The organism is Pedobacter sp. D749, from assembly GCF_019317285.1.
Taxonomy (GTDB): Bacteria; Bacteroidota; Bacteroidia; order Sphingobacteriales; family Sphingobacteriaceae; genus Pedobacter.
This window is the reverse complement of the sequence record NZ_CP079218.1, coordinates 3,643,401-3,662,419: the sequence shown is the minus strand read 5'-3', so window position 1 is coordinate 3,662,419 and position 19,019 is coordinate 3,643,401. Positions and strand designations below refer to the sequence as shown.

Here is a 19,019-nt window from a genome sequence, read left to right as displayed (position 1 = left end):
CTGCAGTTAGCTGAGTTGGTTTTTTCTAAATCCAAAAATCAGCTCATCAAAATATTCACCGTTTTTAAAAATGGTACCTTTTAATTCTGCCTCGAAAATAAAGCCCGATTTTTTTAAAACCTGCTGTGAAGCGAGGTTAGTATGTGTTGTCCTTGCGAAAATTCTTTCAATATCGAAGGTGTCAAAACCGTATTTCAACATTTCTTGCACGGCAAGCGCAACAATGCCTTTGCCCCAATGTTCCTCACCAATCCAATAACCCATTTCTGCACTTTTGCTGTAAATATCGGCCAGTTGATGCACACCGATAGATCCAATTACTTCGCCTTTCAACACAATGGCTTTGATCTGTAGCGGGGAGTGGCTTAAAGCCAGTTGAATAAAAGCTTCTCCATCCTTCTTTTCATAAGGGAAAGGGAATTTATTGGTTAGGTATTTAGAAATGTTGAAATTATTGGCATGTTTAACCAAATTTTCAACATCATCAGGTTGATAAGGACGTAAAGTTAATTGCATTGATATAGAATTTTATTAAGATGAGGGCGGCCTGTAACTTTTTGATAAACATGAAGTCAGAAATGAAATGTTTTTATGCTACACTTCAGTCAATTTGAAAAATCCTATTTCGATCATCTTGTTTTAAAGATAGATAATATTAAGCTTCCTGAGGGCATTTTCTGGATAAAAGGAAGCAATGGTACTGGAAAAAGTACTTTTTTGAAAGCAATTGCAGGGATATTATCTTTTAAAGGAGATATTGCAATAGGCACTGTTTATTTAAAAAACCATTTTGTTTCCTACAGAAAACTGGTGAATTTTGCTGCTGCCGAGCCATTATTTCCCGAATTTTTAAGCGGAGCGGAGATGATTAATCTTTTTGCAAAAGCGAAGGGTGCTGGAGCTGGTCAGGCGGAAATCCTGGTTGCCGAAATGGGAATGCAGGGCTATATCAACAACCCTTTAGGTTCCTATTCCAGTGGTATGCTCAAAAAACTTTCGCTGGTATTGGCTTTCCTGGGGAAACCAGAATTGATTTTGCTGGATGAGCCTTTAAATACAATCGATGCTGAATCTCTTGAAATATTATACCGTTGGATCAACGAAAAACATAGGGAAGATGGGATTAGTTTTCTTTTGTCGTCTCATCAACCTTTAGATGAGGTAAAATTACCCGGACTTAAACAGATTAATATCGTGGATAAAAAATTAACCCTGAACTTTTAATGCTTCCGCTTTCTAACATTGCTTTAAGAAAAATATTTGTTGATGGATTTTACCGGACTCATGCAGGTATGCTGGTATTCGTTTTCGTCATGTTGGTCAGTTATTGTTTGTTCATCAATACTTTGGGTACGGTAATGCCTGATCAGATTGATTTCTGGCAGTTTTTCTTTACCATTAGTTTGGTGAGCAATCCGTTGATTATGGCTTTTTATCTTGTTGCAAGTGCATTATATGCTTATAAAAGCTTAAAATATGTATTAAACCAACTTGTTTTGCCTCAACAGGAATTTTTGTATTACAGTTTTACTTCATCTTCAAAAAAACAACAGTTTGTCTACTGGTGTGTGGTGTTGGCTTATATATTTATCCCGGTATGGTGTTATACTTTATATGCCATTATGATTGGGATCGTATTTGGTTATTACTTAATTTCTATTGGAATCCTGTTCTTTCAGCTGTTGCTCGTTCTTAGCGGTGCTTATATATGTCTTAAAGAAAATAACCAATTAATTGAAGCCAGTAAATCCAACTGGCTGATCCGGATAAGTAGGAAATGGAATAAACCTGTTTTTTTATTGTATAGCTTTCAGGTTTTTAACCGGTCGAAACTGGCTTATGTATTAACCAAATTGCTTTCGTGGGTGTTAATTTCAAGCGTTTTTATGCTTTTCTCCGATATTAAAGATAATTCGAGGTTATTAATGCTCATTACCTCTTGTATTGTGGTGGCCCATGTTGTACTTATCTATCAGGAAAGGATTTTTAATGATCGGTATTTATCTTTTTTGCCCAATTTTCCTTTAAGTAAGGTCAAGGTATTTTTCAGCTTCTGCCTAAATTATCTTATTTTATTACTGCCTGAAATATGTTGGATGACTACCCGTTTTGGCTTAATAACTTCATTCGAATTAGCTGCATTTGCTTTTTCCGCAATCCTTTTATTTAGAAGTTTGCTTCTGCTGAATGGGATTCAGGTTAAAGGATTTTTGATAGGCGTTTTTTGCTTGTTTTTCCTTTTTTATGTGTGTATTATGTTTGGCTTAGGCTTGATACTCATTCCGATAAATATAGTTTTGGCTTGGGTGGTGTTTAGAAGGAACTATTTGAATGATAATTACATTGGTGTCTGAAATGGTCGTCATCTCGACTGAAGCGCAGCGAAATGGAGAGATCTATTGAGACAGATTTTGCTTCGCAGAGCCTTCGGGTTCTCGACTGCGTTGCACTCCGCTCGAAATGACGACTTTTCTATGAAAATCCAATAGTAATCCTAGTCAAAATCTTTTAACTAAATATTCGAAAACAAAAAGTTTAACCTGGCAAGCTCTGTTTTGATTTGGTTCATGCCGATTAAGCCACCCGACATGCCACTCGACTGCTGAAAAATATTTACCGTAAGTTCATTTTCAGTACTTTGTGACATGGTTACACTAAATTTAAAATAGGTAGCAAATGCACCTAGTAAAAGCCTTTTGATTCGGCTTCCTTTCTCTAAAATTAAATTGCCAAATTGATCATTAGTTACCTGATATCCCTGTTGTTCCATCAGTTCGGTAACTTTTTTAGTCATTTCTTCTACAGAAACATCCTTATACAGGTTAGATATCAGTCCATCAACAGTCTGAAGGTTTTTTACAAAAAGCGTCATAGTATTTAAATAAGGTTTATTTTAATTCATCTAATACCTTAAACAACTTTTTGTTGATACTGTTTCCGCTATAATTATTAATATTGATCACCACCACATATTTGTTACCGGCCGCATCAGTATGGTAACCTGCAAAGGCCGAAACATCGTTTATGGTTCCGCTTTTAATTTTCATGCCATTGTATTCTGGTAGTGCTTTATAATAATCAGGGAACCAGTTTTCTTTCTGGATCTGAAAAAGCACACTCGCCATTGCCGAAGTTGTAATTCGGTCGCCTGGTGAGAGTCCGCTGCCGTCAATAATATTCAATGCTGTTCTATCAATACCTTTATCAGCCCAAAAGTTGACTTCAGTTTCAACGCCTTTACTTGTTGTACCTGCTTTGCTTGATTTTATTGCAATGGTTTTTAAAAGTGACTCGCCATATAGGTTAATGCTTTTCTTTAAAAACCAATAGGTGATCTCACTTAAGTTAGGCGAACTGATGGTGCTTATTTTCTGTGTAACCGAAGGAATGACCTGATTGTTCAAGGTCATTAACCTTGCTGTTGTGGCCTGTTGAGCAGTCGAAATTCCCAATCTCTTCAAAGTATCCTGTAAACGGTAGGCGCAATCAAAAGCAGGGTCGGGGAGGGCTACAGAAATGCCTGTTTTGGCAATGCCCATTCCCCAGCTTCCACGGAGGTAGGCAACGTTACTGTAAGGTGGAAGAAAAGCATAACTCCTATCGCCCGTACCAGATGCACCGGTTTTGAGTTCATTTACCAACTGTACATAGGGCGTAGCCGGAACTGTTTTTACAATTTTCACTTCATCTGCTGTGCTGCTCCCTGGTTTTAAATGGATATCGAACTGATTTTCCCGCCAGGTTAAACCCGAAGTTCCGGCACCATAATAATTGCCGATGTCCTGCCAAACCCAACCTTCAGGTGTGGTTTGTGTGCCAAAAATACGGTCATCACCAATTACCGAACCTTCAATTTTTTTTATGCCTGCGGCTTTTATGGCCGCAACCCATTGCGTTAGCACAGCATTTTCTTTATTTTGATAACGCCACGAACCCAAAGTAGGGTCGCCACTACCGATAATGATGAGGTTTCCTTTTAAAATTCCGTCTTTAGTAATGGTTCCGGTATAGGCCAAGGTAGTCTGAAACTGAAAATCTTTTCCTAAAATGCTGAAAGCAGTAGCGGCGGTAATGGTTTTTAGTGTTGAAGCGGTAGCTAAACCAATCTGCTCATTTTTGGCATAAAGCGTTTTACCGGTATTGGCATCCAAAACACAAAGAGAGACAAGAGCATGTTTTGCCTGCTCATCGTTTAATAAATTATTAAAAGCTTTTTCGATGTTTTGGATCCTGTTTTGAGCGTTTGCTGAGATTGTTAAGCACAGCGATAGGGACAATATTTTGAGAAATTTCATTTTTGCAGGCGGTTATTTTATACCAGGAAACTGGTATAGTTGGCTCTATTTATAACGTATGTTTCGTTGGTGGGGTATGCATCTAAAAAAGTTGAAGGAAACTTTACTTTTTTATTCGCATTCCATTTAATCTCTATGGCATTTATTTTTCCATCAACCTCTTCTATTAAATCAATTTCCTGTTGCTGAAAACTGCGCCAAAAATAATATTTTGCATGCTTTCTTTTATTATTACTGGCCTTTATGTATTCAGATACAATGTAATTTTCGAACAACTGACCCGCATCTTGTCGTAAGCCGGGCATACTAAAATTTTCGATTACCGCGTTGCGAATTCCTGTATCATAGAAGTATATCTTTTTGCTCTTTTTAATTTCGTTCCGCAGGTTACTGCTGTAAGCACCTAGCCTAAATACAACGAAACATTGTTCTAATAAATCGATATAGCGCTCAACAGTAAGTTTATCGGCCTCAATCATTTGGCCTAGTTCAGTATAAGAAACTTCGTTACCAATCTGTAGGGCCAATGCTTGTACAAGTTTTTCGAGCTGTAAAGGTTTTCTGATACCCGTAAGAGATAATATATCCTTAAAAAGATAACTGTTTGCCAAATTTAATAACAACTCTTTTTCTTCCCCCGGATAATTGATCGCATCGGGGTAAGTACCGTAAATTAATCTTTTTTCTAAAGCCTGTTCTTCGATAAGCACATTAGTGTCTTCAACAAGTTCTGCAACTGAAAAAGGGAAGAGGTGATATTCGAATTTTCTTCCGGTTAACGATTCTTTGATGCCAACAGCCAGATCTAATGATGAAGAACCGGTAACCAATAACTGAACATCTGAAAAATTATCAACGATCAGTTTTAAGGTTAAGCCAATATTAGTAACACGTTGTGCCTCGTCGATAAAAATGATTTTGTTAGCACCGATAATTGATTTTAACCGTTCGATACTGATGTTGGTCAATGTAGTGCGTACATTAGCTTCATCACAGTTTAGGAAAACAAAGGGCAATTCTGTTTTTTTTACGAGTTGCTTTAACATAGTCGTTTTACCCACTTGCCTTGCACCAGTAACAATAATGGCTTTTTGTTTAAAAAATTTCGATTCAATATGGTTTTGCAGATTTCTGATAATCATCTTACAAATTTTGATTATCTCAAATATAGCAAAATCATAAGTCTAATCACTAAATTATATGTAATTTAGTGATTACGATCTCTTTTTTATATATAATTTAGTGATTACGATCGCTAAATTATATGTTTCAAATTTCTCAATTACCCGTTGAATAATTTGTTGCGCTTAATTTCCTTTCCCTGTCTCAATCTCACCGCATGATAAATGGTGGGTACATCGTTCGTCCATTTTTTGAGGGTAAAAACAATGGCAAGGATTTCTAGCCGTGTGGCCAGGCCGAGCCAAAAACAAATTTCAAAGAGCACGACCGATTCGCAATGCACCATAATTTCGACCAAGGTAGCGAATATGGTTAGCGTCCAGATTTTAGCGCCGATAGAATGGGTGGCAATTTCTTTTTTGAATTTGATATAGCTTAAAGCATAAGTTGAAGCTTCAAAAGCACCAAGGATAATTAATTTGACCAGGTTGTTTTTAAAGAAATCAGGACATTGGATATAAGTGGCAACTGCTACCGAAATAAAAAATACCTGATCAATGCCAGAGTCCAGCCGCCTTAACTTTTCGGAAGAGATATTGAGCTTACGGGCAATAATTCCATCAAAAACATCGGTTAGCAAACCAACGGATAATAAGGTGATGGCTAAAAAGGAATAATGGCTAACATGGAAAACGCTTAAAAGAATAATTCCAAAACCGATAAACAGTCTGGAGTATATTAAAGCAATCGGAATATGTTTCATTGTTGGAGCGCATAAAAAAGCCCCGAATAAATCGAGGCTTGTCTTAAGTTATTTATTGATTAAACCAATTCTTTCCGAATCAGGTATTCTGCAATCTGAACGGCATTGGTTGCCGCACCTTTGCGTAAGTTATCGGCAACAATCCAAAGGTTTAAGGCTTTAGGGGCTGATTCATCTCTACGGATACGGCCTACAAAAACCTCATCTTTTTCATGTGCATCTTTCGGCATTGGGTATTTTAAGTTGGCTACATCATCAACAACGATTATACCTGGTGCTTTTTCTAAAATACTGCGGACTTCGGCTAAATCGAAATCATTTTCGAACTCGATGTTTACGGATTCCGAGTGACCGCCCATTACCGGGATACGAACAGTTGTAGCGGTAACTTTAATGTTATCATCGCTCATGATTTTATTCGTTTCCTTAACCATTTTCATTTCTTCTTTGGTATATCCGTTTTCCAGGAAAACATCAATATGGGGAAGAACGTTCAAATCAATTTCGTATGGGTAAGCTTTAGGGCCATCAATGCCTTTACGCTCATTCATTAATTGTTCAACCGCTTTAACACCTGTACCCGTAACCGATTGATAAGTAGAAACCACCACACGTTTAATTTTGTATTTATCGTGCAAAGGTTTTAAAACCACCACCATCTGGATGGTAGAACAGTTTGGGTTGGCAATAATTTTGTTATCGATAGAAAGTTCGTGTGCATTAACTTCCGGTACAATTAATTTAATTGCAGGATCCATTCTCCAGGCAGAAGAGTTGTCGATAACGGTTGTTCCGGCCTCTTTAAAACGAGGTGCATGCTCTAATGAAGTATTTCCACCGGCAGAGAACAGCGCGATATCTGGTTTCATGCTGATTGCAGTATCCATGCTAACAATTGGGAACTTCTTACCCTTAAAAGTAATTTCCTTACCAACACTCTTTTCTGATGCTACGGGAATCAACTCTGTTAAAGGGAAATTTCTTTCCTCCAATACTTTTAACATGACAGTGCCAACCAATCCGGTTGCACCTACTACTGCTACTTTCATTTTAATTTTTTTTATATTATTAATTATTTGATATGAATTCAAATATGCTAAAAATTAAGCTGATATCCCTATTGTTGCCAATTAAATTTGCTTTTAATGTTTGAAATTTTTGGTTTTCGATAGAAAATATGGTTAGAGAATAAGGTATGGGCAGAGACTTTCGAAGTTTCGCCGGAGTTGGGCAAGGGAGTAATGTCATTAAGTTAAGCCCTCGGCTTAGATACGCATAATTTAACCACAGATAAAAAGGATGCGAACAGATATAAAATCCGTGTTTATCTGTGCACATCTGTGGTTAAAAACCTTAACTTAATGACATTGGGGTAGGGGGCAACTTCGGAAGCCAATAGATGTTTTTTATTTTGGAAAGCAGGTTTTAGTGCATATCGGTTACGACAGTCCTGCTATCACTATAATCTTTTTAAACAACAACTGTCATGCTGAGGCACGAAGCATCTGTTTTATCGGTTGCAGACAACAAGATTTATAGGCATAGCAATTAAAAAGTATTGCCGTTCTATCAGGTTTAATTAACCTAGGTCAGCTGTTATAATATGAAATCATTGGTGCGGTAGTTCCGCGTTAGGGATTGTAAGGGTTCAGTACCAATTTTTATTGGTACCGGAGCAAAGCGGAGCCCTGAAAAGCCCGCCCCTTGCGTAGCTTGGGTAACGCCCAAATAAGTTTGCAGTTTACAGTTAGAATCGTTTTTTATAAACCCCGCAGGTTTCAAAAAACTGCGGGGTTTGGATAAGTTTAAATTAAATTGGCTTTGATATAATCGCAGCTTGTTTTGATCGAGCCAATTGGATCTGGTTGATAATTGGTTTCGTGCTCTACAAAGAAATGTTGCATACCTGAAAGGTTTGCCTGGGCAAAAATGGTTTTAAAATCAATTGATCCTTTACCTACCTCCGTGTTTAATTCAGGTTTGGCCTTGTCCATATCTTTCACGTGCCACATCGGGAAACGGCCAGGGTATTTTTTAAATAATGCTAACGGATCATTGCCCGAACGCACTACCCAGTATAAATCCATTTCAAAGTTGACTAAATTTTTGTCTGTCTCGCTCAGGTAAATATCATAGCCCGTGGTATCTCCCAAATTTTTAAACTCAAAATCATGATTGTGGTAAGCAAATTTTAATCCCGAAGCTTTAGCAATTTCAGCCACTTTGTTGAAATCGCTGGCGGTTTTTTTGAAACCATCGGCACCTTTGCTCATATCAACATGTGCGCCGGCAATGGTGAAATATTTACCACCAATTGCAGCTGATGATTCGATATCTGCTTTTAATCTATCGGTATTTCCTGTTTTTACAAAATCATCCATGTGGTAATGACCACTTGGAGCTTTTAAACCGTTATTATCAAGTAAGGCTTTAAATTCTTTAGGCGTTAAGTCCCAAAATTTTCCATTGGCAAAACCATAGGTTTCAACTTCTTTGTATCCTGCCTTTGCTACTTTTTCGATAATGCCTTTTACATCTTTTGGCAACTCATCGCGTAAGGTGTACAATTGCAGGCCAACATTTTTACTTGCTTTATCAAAAGCAAATGATGGAATTAATAATGCTGCTCCGGCAGCTAATCCTGCTTGTTTTAAGAATGTCCTTCTTGAATTCATTGCCTAATAGATTAAATAATTTCTTTTTTAATGAATGCACAACTTGCTGCAACAGATGCCATTGGGTTTGGCTTATAATTGGTTTCGTGCTCTACAAAGAAATGTTTCATGCCTGAAAGTTTTGCCTGGGCAAAAATAGGTTTGAAGTTAATAGAACCCGTTCCTACTTCAGCATTTAAGGCAGGATTGGCTTTATCCATATCTTTAACATGCCACATGGTAAAGCGTCCTGGATTTTCTTTGAATAATTTAATCGGATCGTTACCTGAGCGTACTACCCAATATAAATCAAGTTCGAAATCAACCAATTTTTTATCTGTTCCCTTCAACAGGATTTCGTAACCGGTAGTATTACCTTGTTTTTCGAATTCGAAATTATGATTGTGATAGGCCAAACGGATACCAGCTGCTTTACACATTTTCCCTGCTTCGTTTATTCTGGCTGCAATTTTCTTATAGTCATCAGCATTTTTTCTGATGCTTTCGTCTAACCATGGAATGGTTACATATTCGCTCTTAAGTACTTTTGCTGCTGCAATTGCCGCTTTAAGTTCTGTGGTATTTCCATCAGACAGATACGTGCCCAAACCGTAATGGCCACTTGGTGCTTTTAAGCCATTTGCATCCAATAATGCTTTAAATTCTTTAGGCGTTAATCCCCAAAATTGATCTTTTATAGAAAAACCATAGGTTTCAACTTCTTTGAAGCCAGCTTTTGCCACCTTGGCAATGGTTCCCTTTACATCTTTAGGCAATTCGTCCCTTAAAGAATATAATTGTAAGCCTACTGCTTTTTTATCAGCAGCAAAAGCGAACGATGGAGCCAAAAGTGCTGCCGTTGCAGCCATACTACTATTGAGTATAAAACTTCTTCTTGATATCATAGGTATATTTTTAAATGTCGCAAATTGAGATTGCCTTTTTTAAGGAGGCTATTTTATCAGCATTTTTGGGTATAAATTCTTGTGCAACGAAACCTTTAAAGCCGGTTTCGGCAATGGCTTTCATAATGGCAGGGTAATACAGTTCCTGTGTATCATCAATTTCGTTTCTGCCCGGAACACCAGCGGTGTGGTAATGGGCAATATATTGATGGTAATCTGTGATGTTCCTGATTACATCACCCTCATCAATCTGCATATGGTAAATATCATATAACAACTTGAAGTTTTCAGATCCTAAGCGTTTGCAAAGCTCAGCTCCCCATGATGTTCTATCGCATTGGTAATCTTTATGGTTAATTTTGCTGTTTAGCAACTCCATTACCAATACCACATTGTGCTTTTCGGCCAATGGGATTAACTGTTTTAATCCTTTAACGCAATTGTTCCAACCTGTTTCATCATCTTTTCCACGGCGGTTTCCGCTAAAACAGATGAGGTATTTATATCCTGCTTCGGCAACAAGCGGAATCATTGCGGTATAATTCTGAATTAACTTTTCGTGGAATTTTTCGTCGTTAAAACCATCTACCAGATTAATTTCAGCACCATTGCACATGGTCGATTCTAAACCATGTTTTTTTAAGGTAGGCCAATCTTGCGGACCCACCAGATCAACGCCTTTAATACCTATTTTTTTTGCTTCAATGCAAAGTGTTTCTACATCAAAACTACTAAAACACCAGCGACATACGGCATGGTTGATATTTCCTTTTAGCCTTAGCGGCTGATCTGATTCTGGTCTATCCATTGCTAATGCTGAAAATCCTGAAGAAACACCAATTGCAGCAGTTCCTGCGATGATGTTCTTTAAAGCATTTCTTCTATTTACGTTTGATGCCATGTTAAACTGCTTTAGCTTCTATTTCAGATTTAGTTTTATCATTGAACAGCAGGGCGAATAATAAGAAAACTGCAGCTGCAATTCCTGCTGGTATAATCCAAACCATCTTCCAATCGGTTACCTCTCCGGTTTTATACATATCAGTAATTAATCCAGCAACCTTAAAGCCGATCAACATACCCACGCCATAAGTTGCAAGGGTAATAATACCTTGTGCAGCACTTTTAAATTTTTCCCCAGCTTTTGAGTTGGTATAAATCTGACCAGAAACAAAAAAGAAATCGTAGCAAACGCCATGTAGCGCAATTCCTATAATCAGCATAAAGCTTAAGTTGCCGGCATTACCATAAGCAAATAGTACATAACGTACCGCCCATGCCAGCATACCAACTATAATGGTTTTCTTAAAGCCGTATTTTGAAAAGAAAACAGGAATAGCCAATAAAAATAATGCTTCAGAAACCTGACCAATGGCCATTTTACCTGTTGGATTGGAAACTTTAATATCTGCTAAGAAAAGGCCTGCATTTTGATAATAAAAGGCTAATGGGATACAGATCAGGATCGAAGAAATAAAGAAAACAGCAAAGTTTTTATCTTTTAATAATTTCAATGCATCCAATCCTAAAATGTCGCGTAATTTTATTTTTTCGTCTTTCGCAACCTTTGGAGGTGTTGCAGGCAAAGTAAAACTAAATAATCCCAATACTAAAGAGGCGATACCAGCCATTAAAAAAGTGCTTTTCAGTAATCCAGCCTGAATTCCTTCCGGAGAATCCCAATGGAAGGCAAAACTGATCAATAAACCAGCAATGATCCAACCGATTGTACCGAATACCCTGATGTTTGCGAATTCTTTTTCGGCATCTTTCATTTGGTTAAAAGAAACCGAATTTACCAATGCAAGGGTTGGCATGAACAAAATCATGTAAGCTAAAACGTAAGGGTAAAAAACACTTACATCTGGTGCACTATACATCTGATACATTAAAATAGCACCAATGATATGCAGAACACCTAAGATTCTTTCAGCGTTAAAATATCTGTCGGCGATAAGGCCAATTATAAATGGAGCAATAATAGCGCCCCAGGATTGTGTTGAAAATACGGAACCAATTTCGGAATTGGTTGCCTTTAGGTTATTGTTTAAGAAAGCTCCTAATGTTACGAACCACGCGCCCCAGATAAAAAATTCAAGGAACATCATGGCAGAAAGTTTAAAGCGAGTAGTGCTATTCATTTGGCTAGTAATTATGTAAAATGGTTAAGGTAAGAGGGATGATGGAAACGTATCCCCGTAACTCATCTTACAATTTATAATATTTTAACTGGATTTGGTAAGAGGGGGGGTGCAATTCACATTATACATTTTCCCTCTTACATTTTCCGTTTTTATAGTTCTTTTTATAGAGATGTTTTGTACCAAACTTCATTTGAATTTGTAAGAGGGATTTTGTCATTCACATTATACATTTTCCCTCTTACATTTTCCATTTTATAGTTCTTTTATAGAGATGTTTTTGTACCAAACTTCATCTCCGTGATCTTGCAGGGCAATTTTACCGGTTTTAAAGGTTCCCCAGTTTTCCCATGTTGCAAATTTACTGCCTGCAACAATTTTTTTCCAGTTATCATCCCAAAGGGTGGTCTTTACTACTTCAACTCCGTTTAAGATTAAAGTTAAATTACCTTTTTTACTAATGATTTCTGCTTTATTCCATTGACCAACAGGTTTAACCGGTTCCGATGAACTTTTTACCAGGTCGTACAAATCGCCGGCACGGTGTTTAGTAATTTTTCCATCCGGGTGGCCATCGTTATCAATTACCTGCATTTCTAAACCTGTAGAATAGGTAGCATGGTATTTAGGTTCTTCGTGAACATAAAAAATCACACCGCTATTTGCTTTTGGAGCCACTTTCCATTCATATTTTAAATGGAAGTCGCCGTATTCTTTGTCTGTAACTAAATCGCCACCGCCATCAGCACCTTTTTTAGCTAAATCTAAGTGTAATGCACCATCCTGAACTTGCCAACCACTACCAACAGTAGTTTTGTTGTAGGTATGCCAACCTGTTGTAGTTTTACCATCGAACAGTGGTTTAAAGCCTTTTTGTGCTTTTGATATTTGCGTAACTGCTAATATGATAAAAGCAGAAAGAAAGATTTTTTTCATTTTTTTTGAATAAAACTTCACAGGTTAAAAAACTGTGAGGTTTGTGATAATTAAAGAGTTAAATTGTTCCAGCCTTTACGGTATTCGCGTTTTACAAACTGGTTGGCTTCATCAAAATTGGTCACTTTCATGTTATCATTATCCCATAACATTTTGGTGTACCTGCCTGGATAAGTAATCTTATCGTTTACCGTTTTTTGGATATCAAAACTTCTGATTGCCAGGTTGGCCATCAATAAAGCTTCGGTTAACGGGCCAGCAATTTCAAAAGGCGAACTCACTTCCTGTTTGCCATAACCGGCAATTGCTGCTTCAACCCACTGTTTGTAGTGCCCGTTTGCACCATCTGGTACGCGTGCATATTTTGGTGCAACTTTAATATCTTTGTTTTTACTTAAAGGCAATAATTTTGGATTCGCACTATACGTTTCCGACATCATTTTACCTTTTGTTCCAATAAACAGGGTACCGTTACCGCCATCACCAAAAGTTTCGTTTGCTTCTAATTCTTCCGGGCGTTCTGGCTGGATACCACCATCCATCCAGTGTAAAGTAACATCACCTTTGGTTTTATTCGTTTTAGGGAATTTTAAGGTAACATGGCTTGATGGAGGGCAGCTTTCAGGGAAATAACCGCGCTTAAATTCATCAACATAAACAGAACCTACACTTGCCTCTACTTCTTTAGCATATTTTAAATTTAATACACTAAAAGGAGCTTCGATTAAGTGGCAGCCCATATCGCCCAAAGCACCGGTTCCGTAATCCCACCAGCCACGCCAGTTAAATGGAACCAATTTATCAACATAATCCTTTTCAGGAGCCGTTCCCAGCCATAAATTCCAGTCTAATTCTTTAGGAATTTCTGCTTTTTTGCTTGGCCAGGGAATACCTTGTGGCCAAACCGGGCGGTTAGTCCAGGCATAAACCGTATGTACGTCGCCGATTAAACCTGCTTCGTACCACTCTTTCATTTGGCGTGGACCGTCGTTAGATGCACCTTGATTACCCATTTGGGTAACCACTTTATATTTTTTTGCAGCTGCGGTTAGAATCCGCGCTTCATAAATATCGTGTGTTAAAGGTTTTTGAACGTAAACATGTTTGCCCAACTGCATGGCTGCTAAAGCCTGGATGGCATGGTTATGGTCTGGAGTGGAAACAGAGACAGCGTCGAAATTTTTATGTTCTTTATCCAACATTTCGCGCCAATCTTTATAGTATTTTGCTTTAGGAAAAGCTTTTACACTATTGGCTGCACGGCGATCGTCTACATCACAAAGAAAAGCGATATCTGCTTTTCCGCTTTTGTAAAACATATCTAAATCACTTTGACCTTTTCCGCCAACACCAATGCCGACAACCAATAAGCGATCGCTCGGTGCTAAATAACCTGTTCCGCCCAAAACATGGCGCGGAACAATCATAAAGGCTGCTGCAGCGATTGCTGAAGTTTTAATAAAATCACGACGGTTACTCGTGTTTTTATTTTCTTGCTCTGTTTTCATATTTAGTAAATCGATTTGCTAAAGGAATTCGACTATTTTTTCTTTAAAGATAAAATATACTTTACCATTAATTTTGCGTCATCTTTTTTAAGAGTAGCATGAGCGGTCATTGGCATGTTGCCCCAAACCCCGGTTCCTCCTTTAATAATCTTATCCGCTAACATATTGATGTTTTTTTCTGTAGCCGGATATTTTTTTGCGATCTCTACATAAGCAGGGCCAATAATTTTGTTGGTCTTGTTGTGGCAACCTAAACAATCTGATTTATTGATCAGTTTTTCACCTGGATTGGATTGAAAACTAACATGGTTTGTTGTTGTTGCCGTTGCAACCACGGTTTTCTCTTTCGCTAAATCGGCTTTTGAAAACGACGCCATAAAAATGACTACAGCGCCTAAAATTAAAAATGTTTTTTTCATGTTGTGTGTTGTTTTTAATAGCATTCAAACTTGCATAAGCGTTAATATTTTATTCGTTGTTGCTTATGCAGGTTTTCATGTTTTGTGTATTGTTATTCTTGTAATCCTAATATTCTTTTATTGAAAGCGCTGTCACTGCCTGATGCCGCAAAATCATCAAATGCTTTATCAGTTACGTTAATGATATTCTTTTTGATAAATTCTGCACCTTCACGGGCACCATCTTGCTGGTTTTTGATACAGCATTCCCATTCCATAACGGCCCAACCTTTAAAGTCATATTGGGCTAATTTACTAAAAATGGTTTTAAAATCAACTTGTCCATCACCAGGTGAGCGGTAACGACCAGCGCGGTTTGCCCAACTCTGGTATCCACCAAAAGTGCCTTGTTTGCCTGTAGGATTAAATTCTGCATCCTTTACATGGAAAGCTTTGATGCGTTCATGGTAAAAATCGATGTACTGAATGTAATCCAATTGTTGCAACACAAAGTGAGATGGATCATACAATAAGCATGCCCGAGGGTGATTATTTACCGCAGCGAGGAACATTTCGTAAGTTTCGCCATCAAATAAATCTTCTCCAGGGTGTATTTCGTAGCAAACATCAACCCCACATTGGTCAAATTCGTTTAAGATTGGTGTCCAGCGCTTTGCCAATTCAGCGAAACCTTCTTCAACTAATCCAGCCGGACGTTGCGGCCAGGGGTGGAAATATTGCCACAATAATGAACCGCTAAAAGTAGCATGTGCATTTAAGCCCAGGTTTTGTGATGCTTTGGCAGCATATTTCATCTGCTGTACTGCCCATTCTGTCCTGGCTTTTGGATTTTTGTGTACTTCTTTTGGTGCAAAAGCATCAAACAAGTCATCGTAAGCAGGGTGAACTGCCACCAGTTGTCCTTGTAAGTGTGTAGAAAGTTCAGTAATTTCTAAACCGTAAGTTGCAATTTTACCTTTTAATTCATCAGCATAGGTTTTGCTTTCTGCCGCCTGTTTAAGATCAATAAAACGGGCATCAAGTGTTGGCATCTGGATACCTTTGAATCCTAAATCTGCAGCCCATTTGCAAATGCTATCAAGTGAATTAAACGGAGCTTCGTCACTTATAAATTGTGCTAAAAATACTGCTGGTCCTTTTATCGTTGTCATGCCGGATTATATTTTATAGTCGAACCATTTTTGATCTGATTGGCCTGAAGCCACCACATTTTCGATAAATGCCATTCCTCTGACTCCATCTGAGGTGCCAGGGAAATCAAGCATTTCTGCTGTAGGTTGTTCATTATTTAATTTTGCATTTACAGTAAGTGCAAAGTTTTTATAAATGTTGGCAAATGCCTCTAAATAACCTTCAGGGTGACCGCCTGGTGTACGGGTATTGTGTTTTGCAAAACTCCCCATATAGCCGTTACCTGTTCTGTAAATCTGGGCAGGCGCATTTAACCACCTTACAATTAGTGTATTTGGTTCCATCTGGTGCCATTCTAAACCACCTTTTTCACCATAAACCCTGATTTTTAGTGCATTTTCTTCGCCGGCAGCAATTTGTGAGGCCACCAATACGCCGTTAGCACCGTTATCAAACTTTAACAATACGTTACCGTCATCATCAATGGCTCTTCCAGGAACTACAATATTTAAATCAGCACAAATTTTAGTGATTTTTAATCCCGAAATGTATTCGGCAAGGTGTGCTGCGTGTGTACCAATATCGCCCATGCAACCGCTTTTTCCGGTTTTAGAAGGATCGGTACGCCAGGCCGCTTGGGCATTGCCTTCGCGCTCAGATAGGGTACTTAACCAACCCTGAGGGTATTCTACAATAATTTTACGGATGGCACCCAATTCACCTTCGTTTACCATTTGTTTGGCCTGTTTAACCATCGGGTAGCCCGAGTAAGTGTGTGTTAAACATAGGGTTAGTCCGGTTTCTTCTACCTTAGCTTGCAGCTGTTTAGCTTCTTCTAAAGTCAAAGTCATCGGCTTTTCAATTACAACGTTAAAACCTTTATCCAGGGCCATCATTGCAGGAGCAAAGTGGGCAAAGTTTGGAGTAACAATGGTTACAAAATCTATTCTTTCGTCTGCTGGCAATTCACTTTCTTTGGTCAGCATTTCTTCGTAATTGGTGTAAATCCTGTTATCGGGAAGAAAAAGTATTTTTCCGGATTCGTATCCAATTTCAGGATTTACACTTAAAGCTCCGGCAGATAATTCGATCAGGCCATCCATGTTGGCAGCCAAACGGTGTACGGCACCGATAAAGGCGTCTTTTCCACCGCCTATCATGCCCATTCTTAATTTTCTTTTCATTTTATAAAGGTGTGAGGTGTAAGGTGAAAGGTTTAGGGTGATTTTCCTATGCCTTAAACCTTGCGCCTCTAGCTCTGTTTTTTAATTAGGTTTTTGGTTGGGGTTTAAGGTGTAGGGTTTGAGGTAATTAAACCTTTCCGCATTCTACCTTAAAAAGGTTCAGGATAAAAGGTGTAGGGTTTTTGGGCAATTAAACCTTCTACCTTACGCCTTTTACCTTAAACCTCATACTTCGCGGCCTTAAACCTTTCTAGATATTCTTTTTCTTTAATTCTTTTACTGCATAATCTGCAGCGCGCGCAGTTAATGCCATAAATGTTAATGAAGGGTTTTGGCACGCAATTGATGGCATACAAGATCCGTCAGTTACGAAAACGTTATTTACTTCATGCATCTGGTTCCATTTGTTCAGTACCGAAGTTTTTGGATCGTTACCCATTCTCGCTGTTCCTTGCTCATGGATGGCCATGCCTGGATAACAGCCATTATCAAATGTTTTGATGTTTTTTAAACCGGCTTTTTCTAACATTTCTGCGGCATCATTCATCATATCCACACGCATTTTTTTCTCGTTTTCTTTGTATTCGCAGTCAATGGCCAATACGGGCTGACCCCATTTATCTTTTTTGGTTTTATCAATATATACCCTGTTTTCATAATAAGGCAACATCTCTCCGAAACCGCCTAATCCCATGTTCCATTTTCCCGGAGTGGTCATTTTTTGTTTCAGATCTGCACCAAATGATAACTCGGCCACATCGCTTTGCCAGTTGCTTCTGCTTGCTCCGCCCTGGTAACCAAAACCACGTAAATAATCGCGTTTATCGTTACCAATGTTTTGATACCTTGGTACATAAATTCCGTTTGCACGGCGACCATAAGTGTATTTATCATCAAAACCTTCCGCTTCTCCATTAGCTCCACAACGGAAATGATGATCCATCAGGTTATGACCTAACTGACCACTTCCATTACCTAATCCATTTGGATGGGCTTCGGATGTTGAGTTTAACAGCACGAATGTAGAACCTAATGTAGAACCGTTAACAAAAACGATTTTTGCATAAAATTCCATTGTTTTGTTGGTCTCCGCATCGATTACCATTACACCTTTTGCCTTTTTGGTATCTTTATCGTAAATGATATGATTTACGATTGAGTATGGTCTAACCGTTAATCGTTTTGTTGCCATCGCCGCAGGTAGGGTAGAAGACTGTGTACTGAAATATGCGCCAAAGGGACAACCACGGCTACATAAATTTCTATACTGGCAATTGCCACGGCCTTTGTGCGGAACAGTAAGATTGGCAACCCGGCCAATCATGATGATACGTTCTTTTTTATAATGTTCTTCAACGCGGGCTTTTACCGATTTTTCGACAATGTTTAAATCCATTGGAGGTAGGAACTCGCCATCTGGGCAGGTAGGCCAGTTTTCTTTAGAGCCACTGATGCCAGCAAATCGTTCTGCATAATCGTACCAGGGAGAAAGTTCGGCGTACCGGATTGGCCAGTCATTTCCGTGACCATCTTTTTTGTTATCCTCAAAGTTATGATCGCTAAAACGGTAACTCTGGCGACCCCACATTAACGATTTTCCACCAACGTGGAAACCGCGGTACCAATCGAAACGTTTATCTTCGGTATAAGGGCATTCTAGGTCGTTTACCCACCATTTTTCGTTTGCTTCCTGGTAAGGGTAATCTCTTTTTTGTACCGGGTGGGTACGTTTTTGCTCTTCGGTAAGTTTACCGGCATGTTTAAAATCCCATGGATTTTTCATTGCCGTTTCGTAACCTGTAATGTGCTCGATGTTCATTCCTCTTTCGAGCATCAATACACGTAATCCCTTCTCAGTAAGTTCTTTTGCAGCCCAGCCGCCACTAATCCCCGATCCTATCACAATAGCATCGTAAGTATTTTCTGCTTTTAAATTGGTATTTAAATTCATGATGTTTTGT

The 19,019-nt window shown here is 38.5% G+C and carries 18 protein-coding genes; 2 read left to right on the top strand and 16 right to left on the bottom strand.

All coding sequences use genetic code 11. The annotated features are described in order from the left end of the window. Positions 1-6: 6 nt before the first annotated feature. Positions 7-516, bottom strand: a complete 510-nt coding sequence (locus KYH19_RS14715) for a GNAT family N-acetyltransferase (protein ID WP_219075667.1) — start codon at positions 514-516, stop codon at positions 7-9. 75 nt (positions 517-591) lie between these two features. Here KYH19_RS14715 and KYH19_RS14710 point away from each other — a divergent pair, with 75 nt between their 5' ends. Beyond that, positions 592-1,224 (top strand): AAA family ATPase, encoded by a 633-nt coding sequence (locus KYH19_RS14710; RefSeq protein ID WP_219075666.1) that lies wholly within the window; start codon positions 592-594, stop codon positions 1,222-1,224. Then, positions 1,224-2,354, top strand: coding sequence for a hypothetical protein (locus KYH19_RS14705; RefSeq protein WP_219075665.1), 1,131 nt, complete (start codon positions 1,224-1,226; stop codon positions 2,352-2,354). The genes KYH19_RS14710 and KYH19_RS14705 overlap by 1 nt, the downstream gene beginning before the upstream one ends. Positions 2,355-2,512: 158 nt before the next feature. Here the strand turns inward: KYH19_RS14705 and KYH19_RS14700 are convergent, their stop codons facing one another. From KYH19_RS14700 to KYH19_RS14630, 15 genes are all read right to left on the bottom strand, one after another. Next, complete coding sequence (locus KYH19_RS14700; protein WP_132400599.1) at positions 2,513-2,872, bottom strand: hypothetical protein; 360 nt, start codon at positions 2,870-2,872, stop codon at positions 2,513-2,515. A 16-nt stretch (positions 2,873-2,888) separates the two neighbouring features. After that, positions 2,889-4,295, bottom strand: a complete 1,407-nt coding sequence (dacB, locus tag KYH19_RS14695; RefSeq protein WP_219075664.1) for a D-alanyl-D-alanine carboxypeptidase/D-alanyl-D-alanine-endopeptidase — start codon at positions 4,293-4,295, stop codon at positions 2,889-2,891. Positions 4,296-4,312: 17 nt separating this feature from the next. Beyond that, positions 4,313-5,437 carry an ATP-binding protein gene (locus KYH19_RS14690; RefSeq protein WP_219075663.1) on the bottom strand — a complete coding sequence of 375 codons (1,125 nt, stop codon included), beginning with the start codon at positions 5,435-5,437 and terminating at the stop codon, positions 4,313-4,315. A gap of 140 nt (positions 5,438-5,577) precedes the next feature. Beyond that, positions 5,578-6,180, bottom strand: coding sequence for a CDP-alcohol phosphatidyltransferase family protein (locus KYH19_RS14685; RefSeq protein WP_219075662.1), 603 nt, complete (start codon positions 6,178-6,180; stop codon positions 5,578-5,580). 59 nt (positions 6,181-6,239) lie between these two features. Continuing rightward, on the bottom strand, positions 6,240-7,229 hold the full coding sequence (locus KYH19_RS14680; protein ID WP_219075661.1) for an aspartate-semialdehyde dehydrogenase: 990 nt from the start codon (positions 7,227-7,229) through the stop codon (positions 6,240-6,242). A 756-nt stretch (positions 7,230-7,985) separates the two neighbouring features. Then, complete coding sequence (locus KYH19_RS14675) at positions 7,986-8,855, bottom strand: sugar phosphate isomerase/epimerase (protein ID WP_219075660.1); 870 nt, start codon at positions 8,853-8,855, stop codon at positions 7,986-7,988. Positions 8,856-8,866: 11 nt separating this feature from the next. Further along, positions 8,867-9,739, bottom strand: coding sequence for a sugar phosphate isomerase/epimerase (locus tag KYH19_RS14670; RefSeq protein WP_219075659.1), 873 nt, complete (start codon positions 9,737-9,739; stop codon positions 8,867-8,869). Positions 9,740-9,749: 10 nt separating this feature from the next. Continuing rightward, positions 9,750-10,640: a hydroxypyruvate isomerase family protein gene (locus KYH19_RS14665; RefSeq protein ID WP_219075658.1), complete on the bottom strand. Its 891-nt coding sequence runs from the start codon at positions 10,638-10,640 to the stop codon at positions 9,750-9,752. A gap of 1 nt (position 10,641) precedes the next feature. Further along, positions 10,642-11,880, bottom strand: a complete 1,239-nt coding sequence (locus tag KYH19_RS14660; RefSeq protein WP_219075657.1) for a nucleoside permease — start codon at positions 11,878-11,880, stop codon at positions 10,642-10,644. 255 nt (positions 11,881-12,135) lie between these two features. After that, the gene (locus KYH19_RS14655; RefSeq protein WP_219075656.1) at positions 12,136-12,816 is read right to left on the bottom strand and encodes a DUF1080 domain-containing protein; all 681 of its coding nucleotides are present in this window, start codon (positions 12,814-12,816) and stop codon (positions 12,136-12,138) included. 50 nt (positions 12,817-12,866) lie between these two features. Further along, positions 12,867-14,324 carry a Gfo/Idh/MocA family protein gene (locus tag KYH19_RS14650; RefSeq protein WP_219075655.1) on the bottom strand — a complete coding sequence of 486 codons (1,458 nt, stop codon included), beginning with the start codon at positions 14,322-14,324 and terminating at the stop codon, positions 12,867-12,869. Between the two features lie 32 nt (positions 14,325-14,356). Beyond that, positions 14,357-14,743: a c-type cytochrome gene (locus tag KYH19_RS14645; protein ID WP_132400628.1), complete on the bottom strand. Its 387-nt coding sequence runs from the start codon at positions 14,741-14,743 to the stop codon at positions 14,357-14,359. Positions 14,744-14,835: 92 nt separating this feature from the next. Beyond that, complete coding sequence (locus tag KYH19_RS14640; protein ID WP_193420624.1) at positions 14,836-15,894, bottom strand: sugar phosphate isomerase/epimerase; 1,059 nt, start codon at positions 15,892-15,894, stop codon at positions 14,836-14,838. Positions 15,895-15,900: 6 nt separating this feature from the next. After that, a complete protein-coding gene (locus KYH19_RS14635; protein WP_121283595.1) occupies positions 15,901-17,058 on the bottom strand; it encodes a Gfo/Idh/MocA family protein in 1,158 nt (385 codons plus the stop codon). Positions 17,059-17,308: 250 nt separating this feature from the next. Continuing rightward, a complete protein-coding gene (locus KYH19_RS14630) occupies positions 17,309-19,009 on the bottom strand; it encodes a GMC oxidoreductase (RefSeq protein ID WP_219075654.1) in 1,701 nt (566 codons plus the stop codon). Positions 19,010-19,019 lie beyond the last annotated feature (10 nt).

Excerpts from the sequence above, each read along its gene's own strand:
- KYH19_RS14700 (WP_132400599.1), bottom strand. The coding sequence starts at position 2,872 with ATGACGCTTTTTGTAAAAAACCTTCAGACTGTTGATGGACTGATATCT.
- KYH19_RS14650 (WP_219075655.1), bottom strand. The coding sequence starts at position 14,324 with ATGAAAACAGAGCAAGAAAATAAAAACACGAGTAACCGTCGTGATTTT.
- KYH19_RS14660 (WP_219075657.1), bottom strand. The coding sequence starts at position 11,880 with ATGAATAGCACTACTCGCTTTAAACTTTCTGCCATGATGTTCCTTGAA.
- KYH19_RS14645 (WP_132400628.1), bottom strand. The coding sequence starts at position 14,743 with ATGAAAAAAACATTTTTAATTTTAGGCGCTGTAGTCATTTTTATGGCG.
- KYH19_RS14705 (WP_219075665.1), top strand. The coding sequence starts at position 1,224 with ATGCTTCCGCTTTCTAACATTGCTTTAAGAAAAATATTTGTTGATGGA.
- KYH19_RS14655 (WP_219075656.1), bottom strand. The coding sequence starts at position 12,816 with ATGAAAAAAATCTTTCTTTCTGCTTTTATCATATTAGCAGTTACGCAA.
- dacB (WP_219075664.1), bottom strand. The coding sequence starts at position 4,295 with ATGAAATTTCTCAAAATATTGTCCCTATCGCTGTGCTTAACAATCTCA.
- KYH19_RS14640 (WP_193420624.1), bottom strand. The coding sequence starts at position 15,894 with ATGACAACGATAAAAGGACCAGCAGTATTTTTAGCACAATTTATAAGT.
- KYH19_RS14715 (WP_219075667.1), bottom strand. The coding sequence starts at position 516 with ATGCAATTAACTTTACGTCCTTATCAACCTGATGATGTTGAAAATTTG.
- KYH19_RS14685 (WP_219075662.1), bottom strand. The coding sequence starts at position 6,180 with ATGAAACATATTCCGATTGCTTTAATATACTCCAGACTGTTTATCGGT.
- KYH19_RS14690 (WP_219075663.1), bottom strand. The coding sequence starts at position 5,437 with ATGATTATCAGAAATCTGCAAAACCATATTGAATCGAAATTTTTTAAA.
- KYH19_RS14630 (WP_219075654.1), bottom strand. The coding sequence starts at position 19,009 with ATGAATTTAAATACCAATTTAAAAGCAGAAAATACTTACGATGCTATT.
- KYH19_RS14635 (WP_121283595.1), bottom strand. The coding sequence starts at position 17,058 with ATGAAAAGAAAATTAAGAATGGGCATGATAGGCGGTGGAAAAGACGCC.
- KYH19_RS14670 (WP_219075659.1), bottom strand. The coding sequence starts at position 9,739 with ATGATATCAAGAAGAAGTTTTATACTCAATAGTAGTATGGCTGCAACG.
- KYH19_RS14710 (WP_219075666.1), top strand. The coding sequence starts at position 592 with ATGCTACACTTCAGTCAATTTGAAAAATCCTATTTCGATCATCTTGTT.
- KYH19_RS14675 (WP_219075660.1), bottom strand. The coding sequence starts at position 8,855 with ATGAATTCAAGAAGGACATTCTTAAAACAAGCAGGATTAGCTGCCGGA.
- KYH19_RS14680 (WP_219075661.1), bottom strand. The coding sequence starts at position 7,229 with ATGAAAGTAGCAGTAGTAGGTGCAACCGGATTGGTTGGCACTGTCATG.
- KYH19_RS14665 (WP_219075658.1), bottom strand. The coding sequence starts at position 10,640 with ATGGCATCAAACGTAAATAGAAGAAATGCTTTAAAGAACATCATCGCA.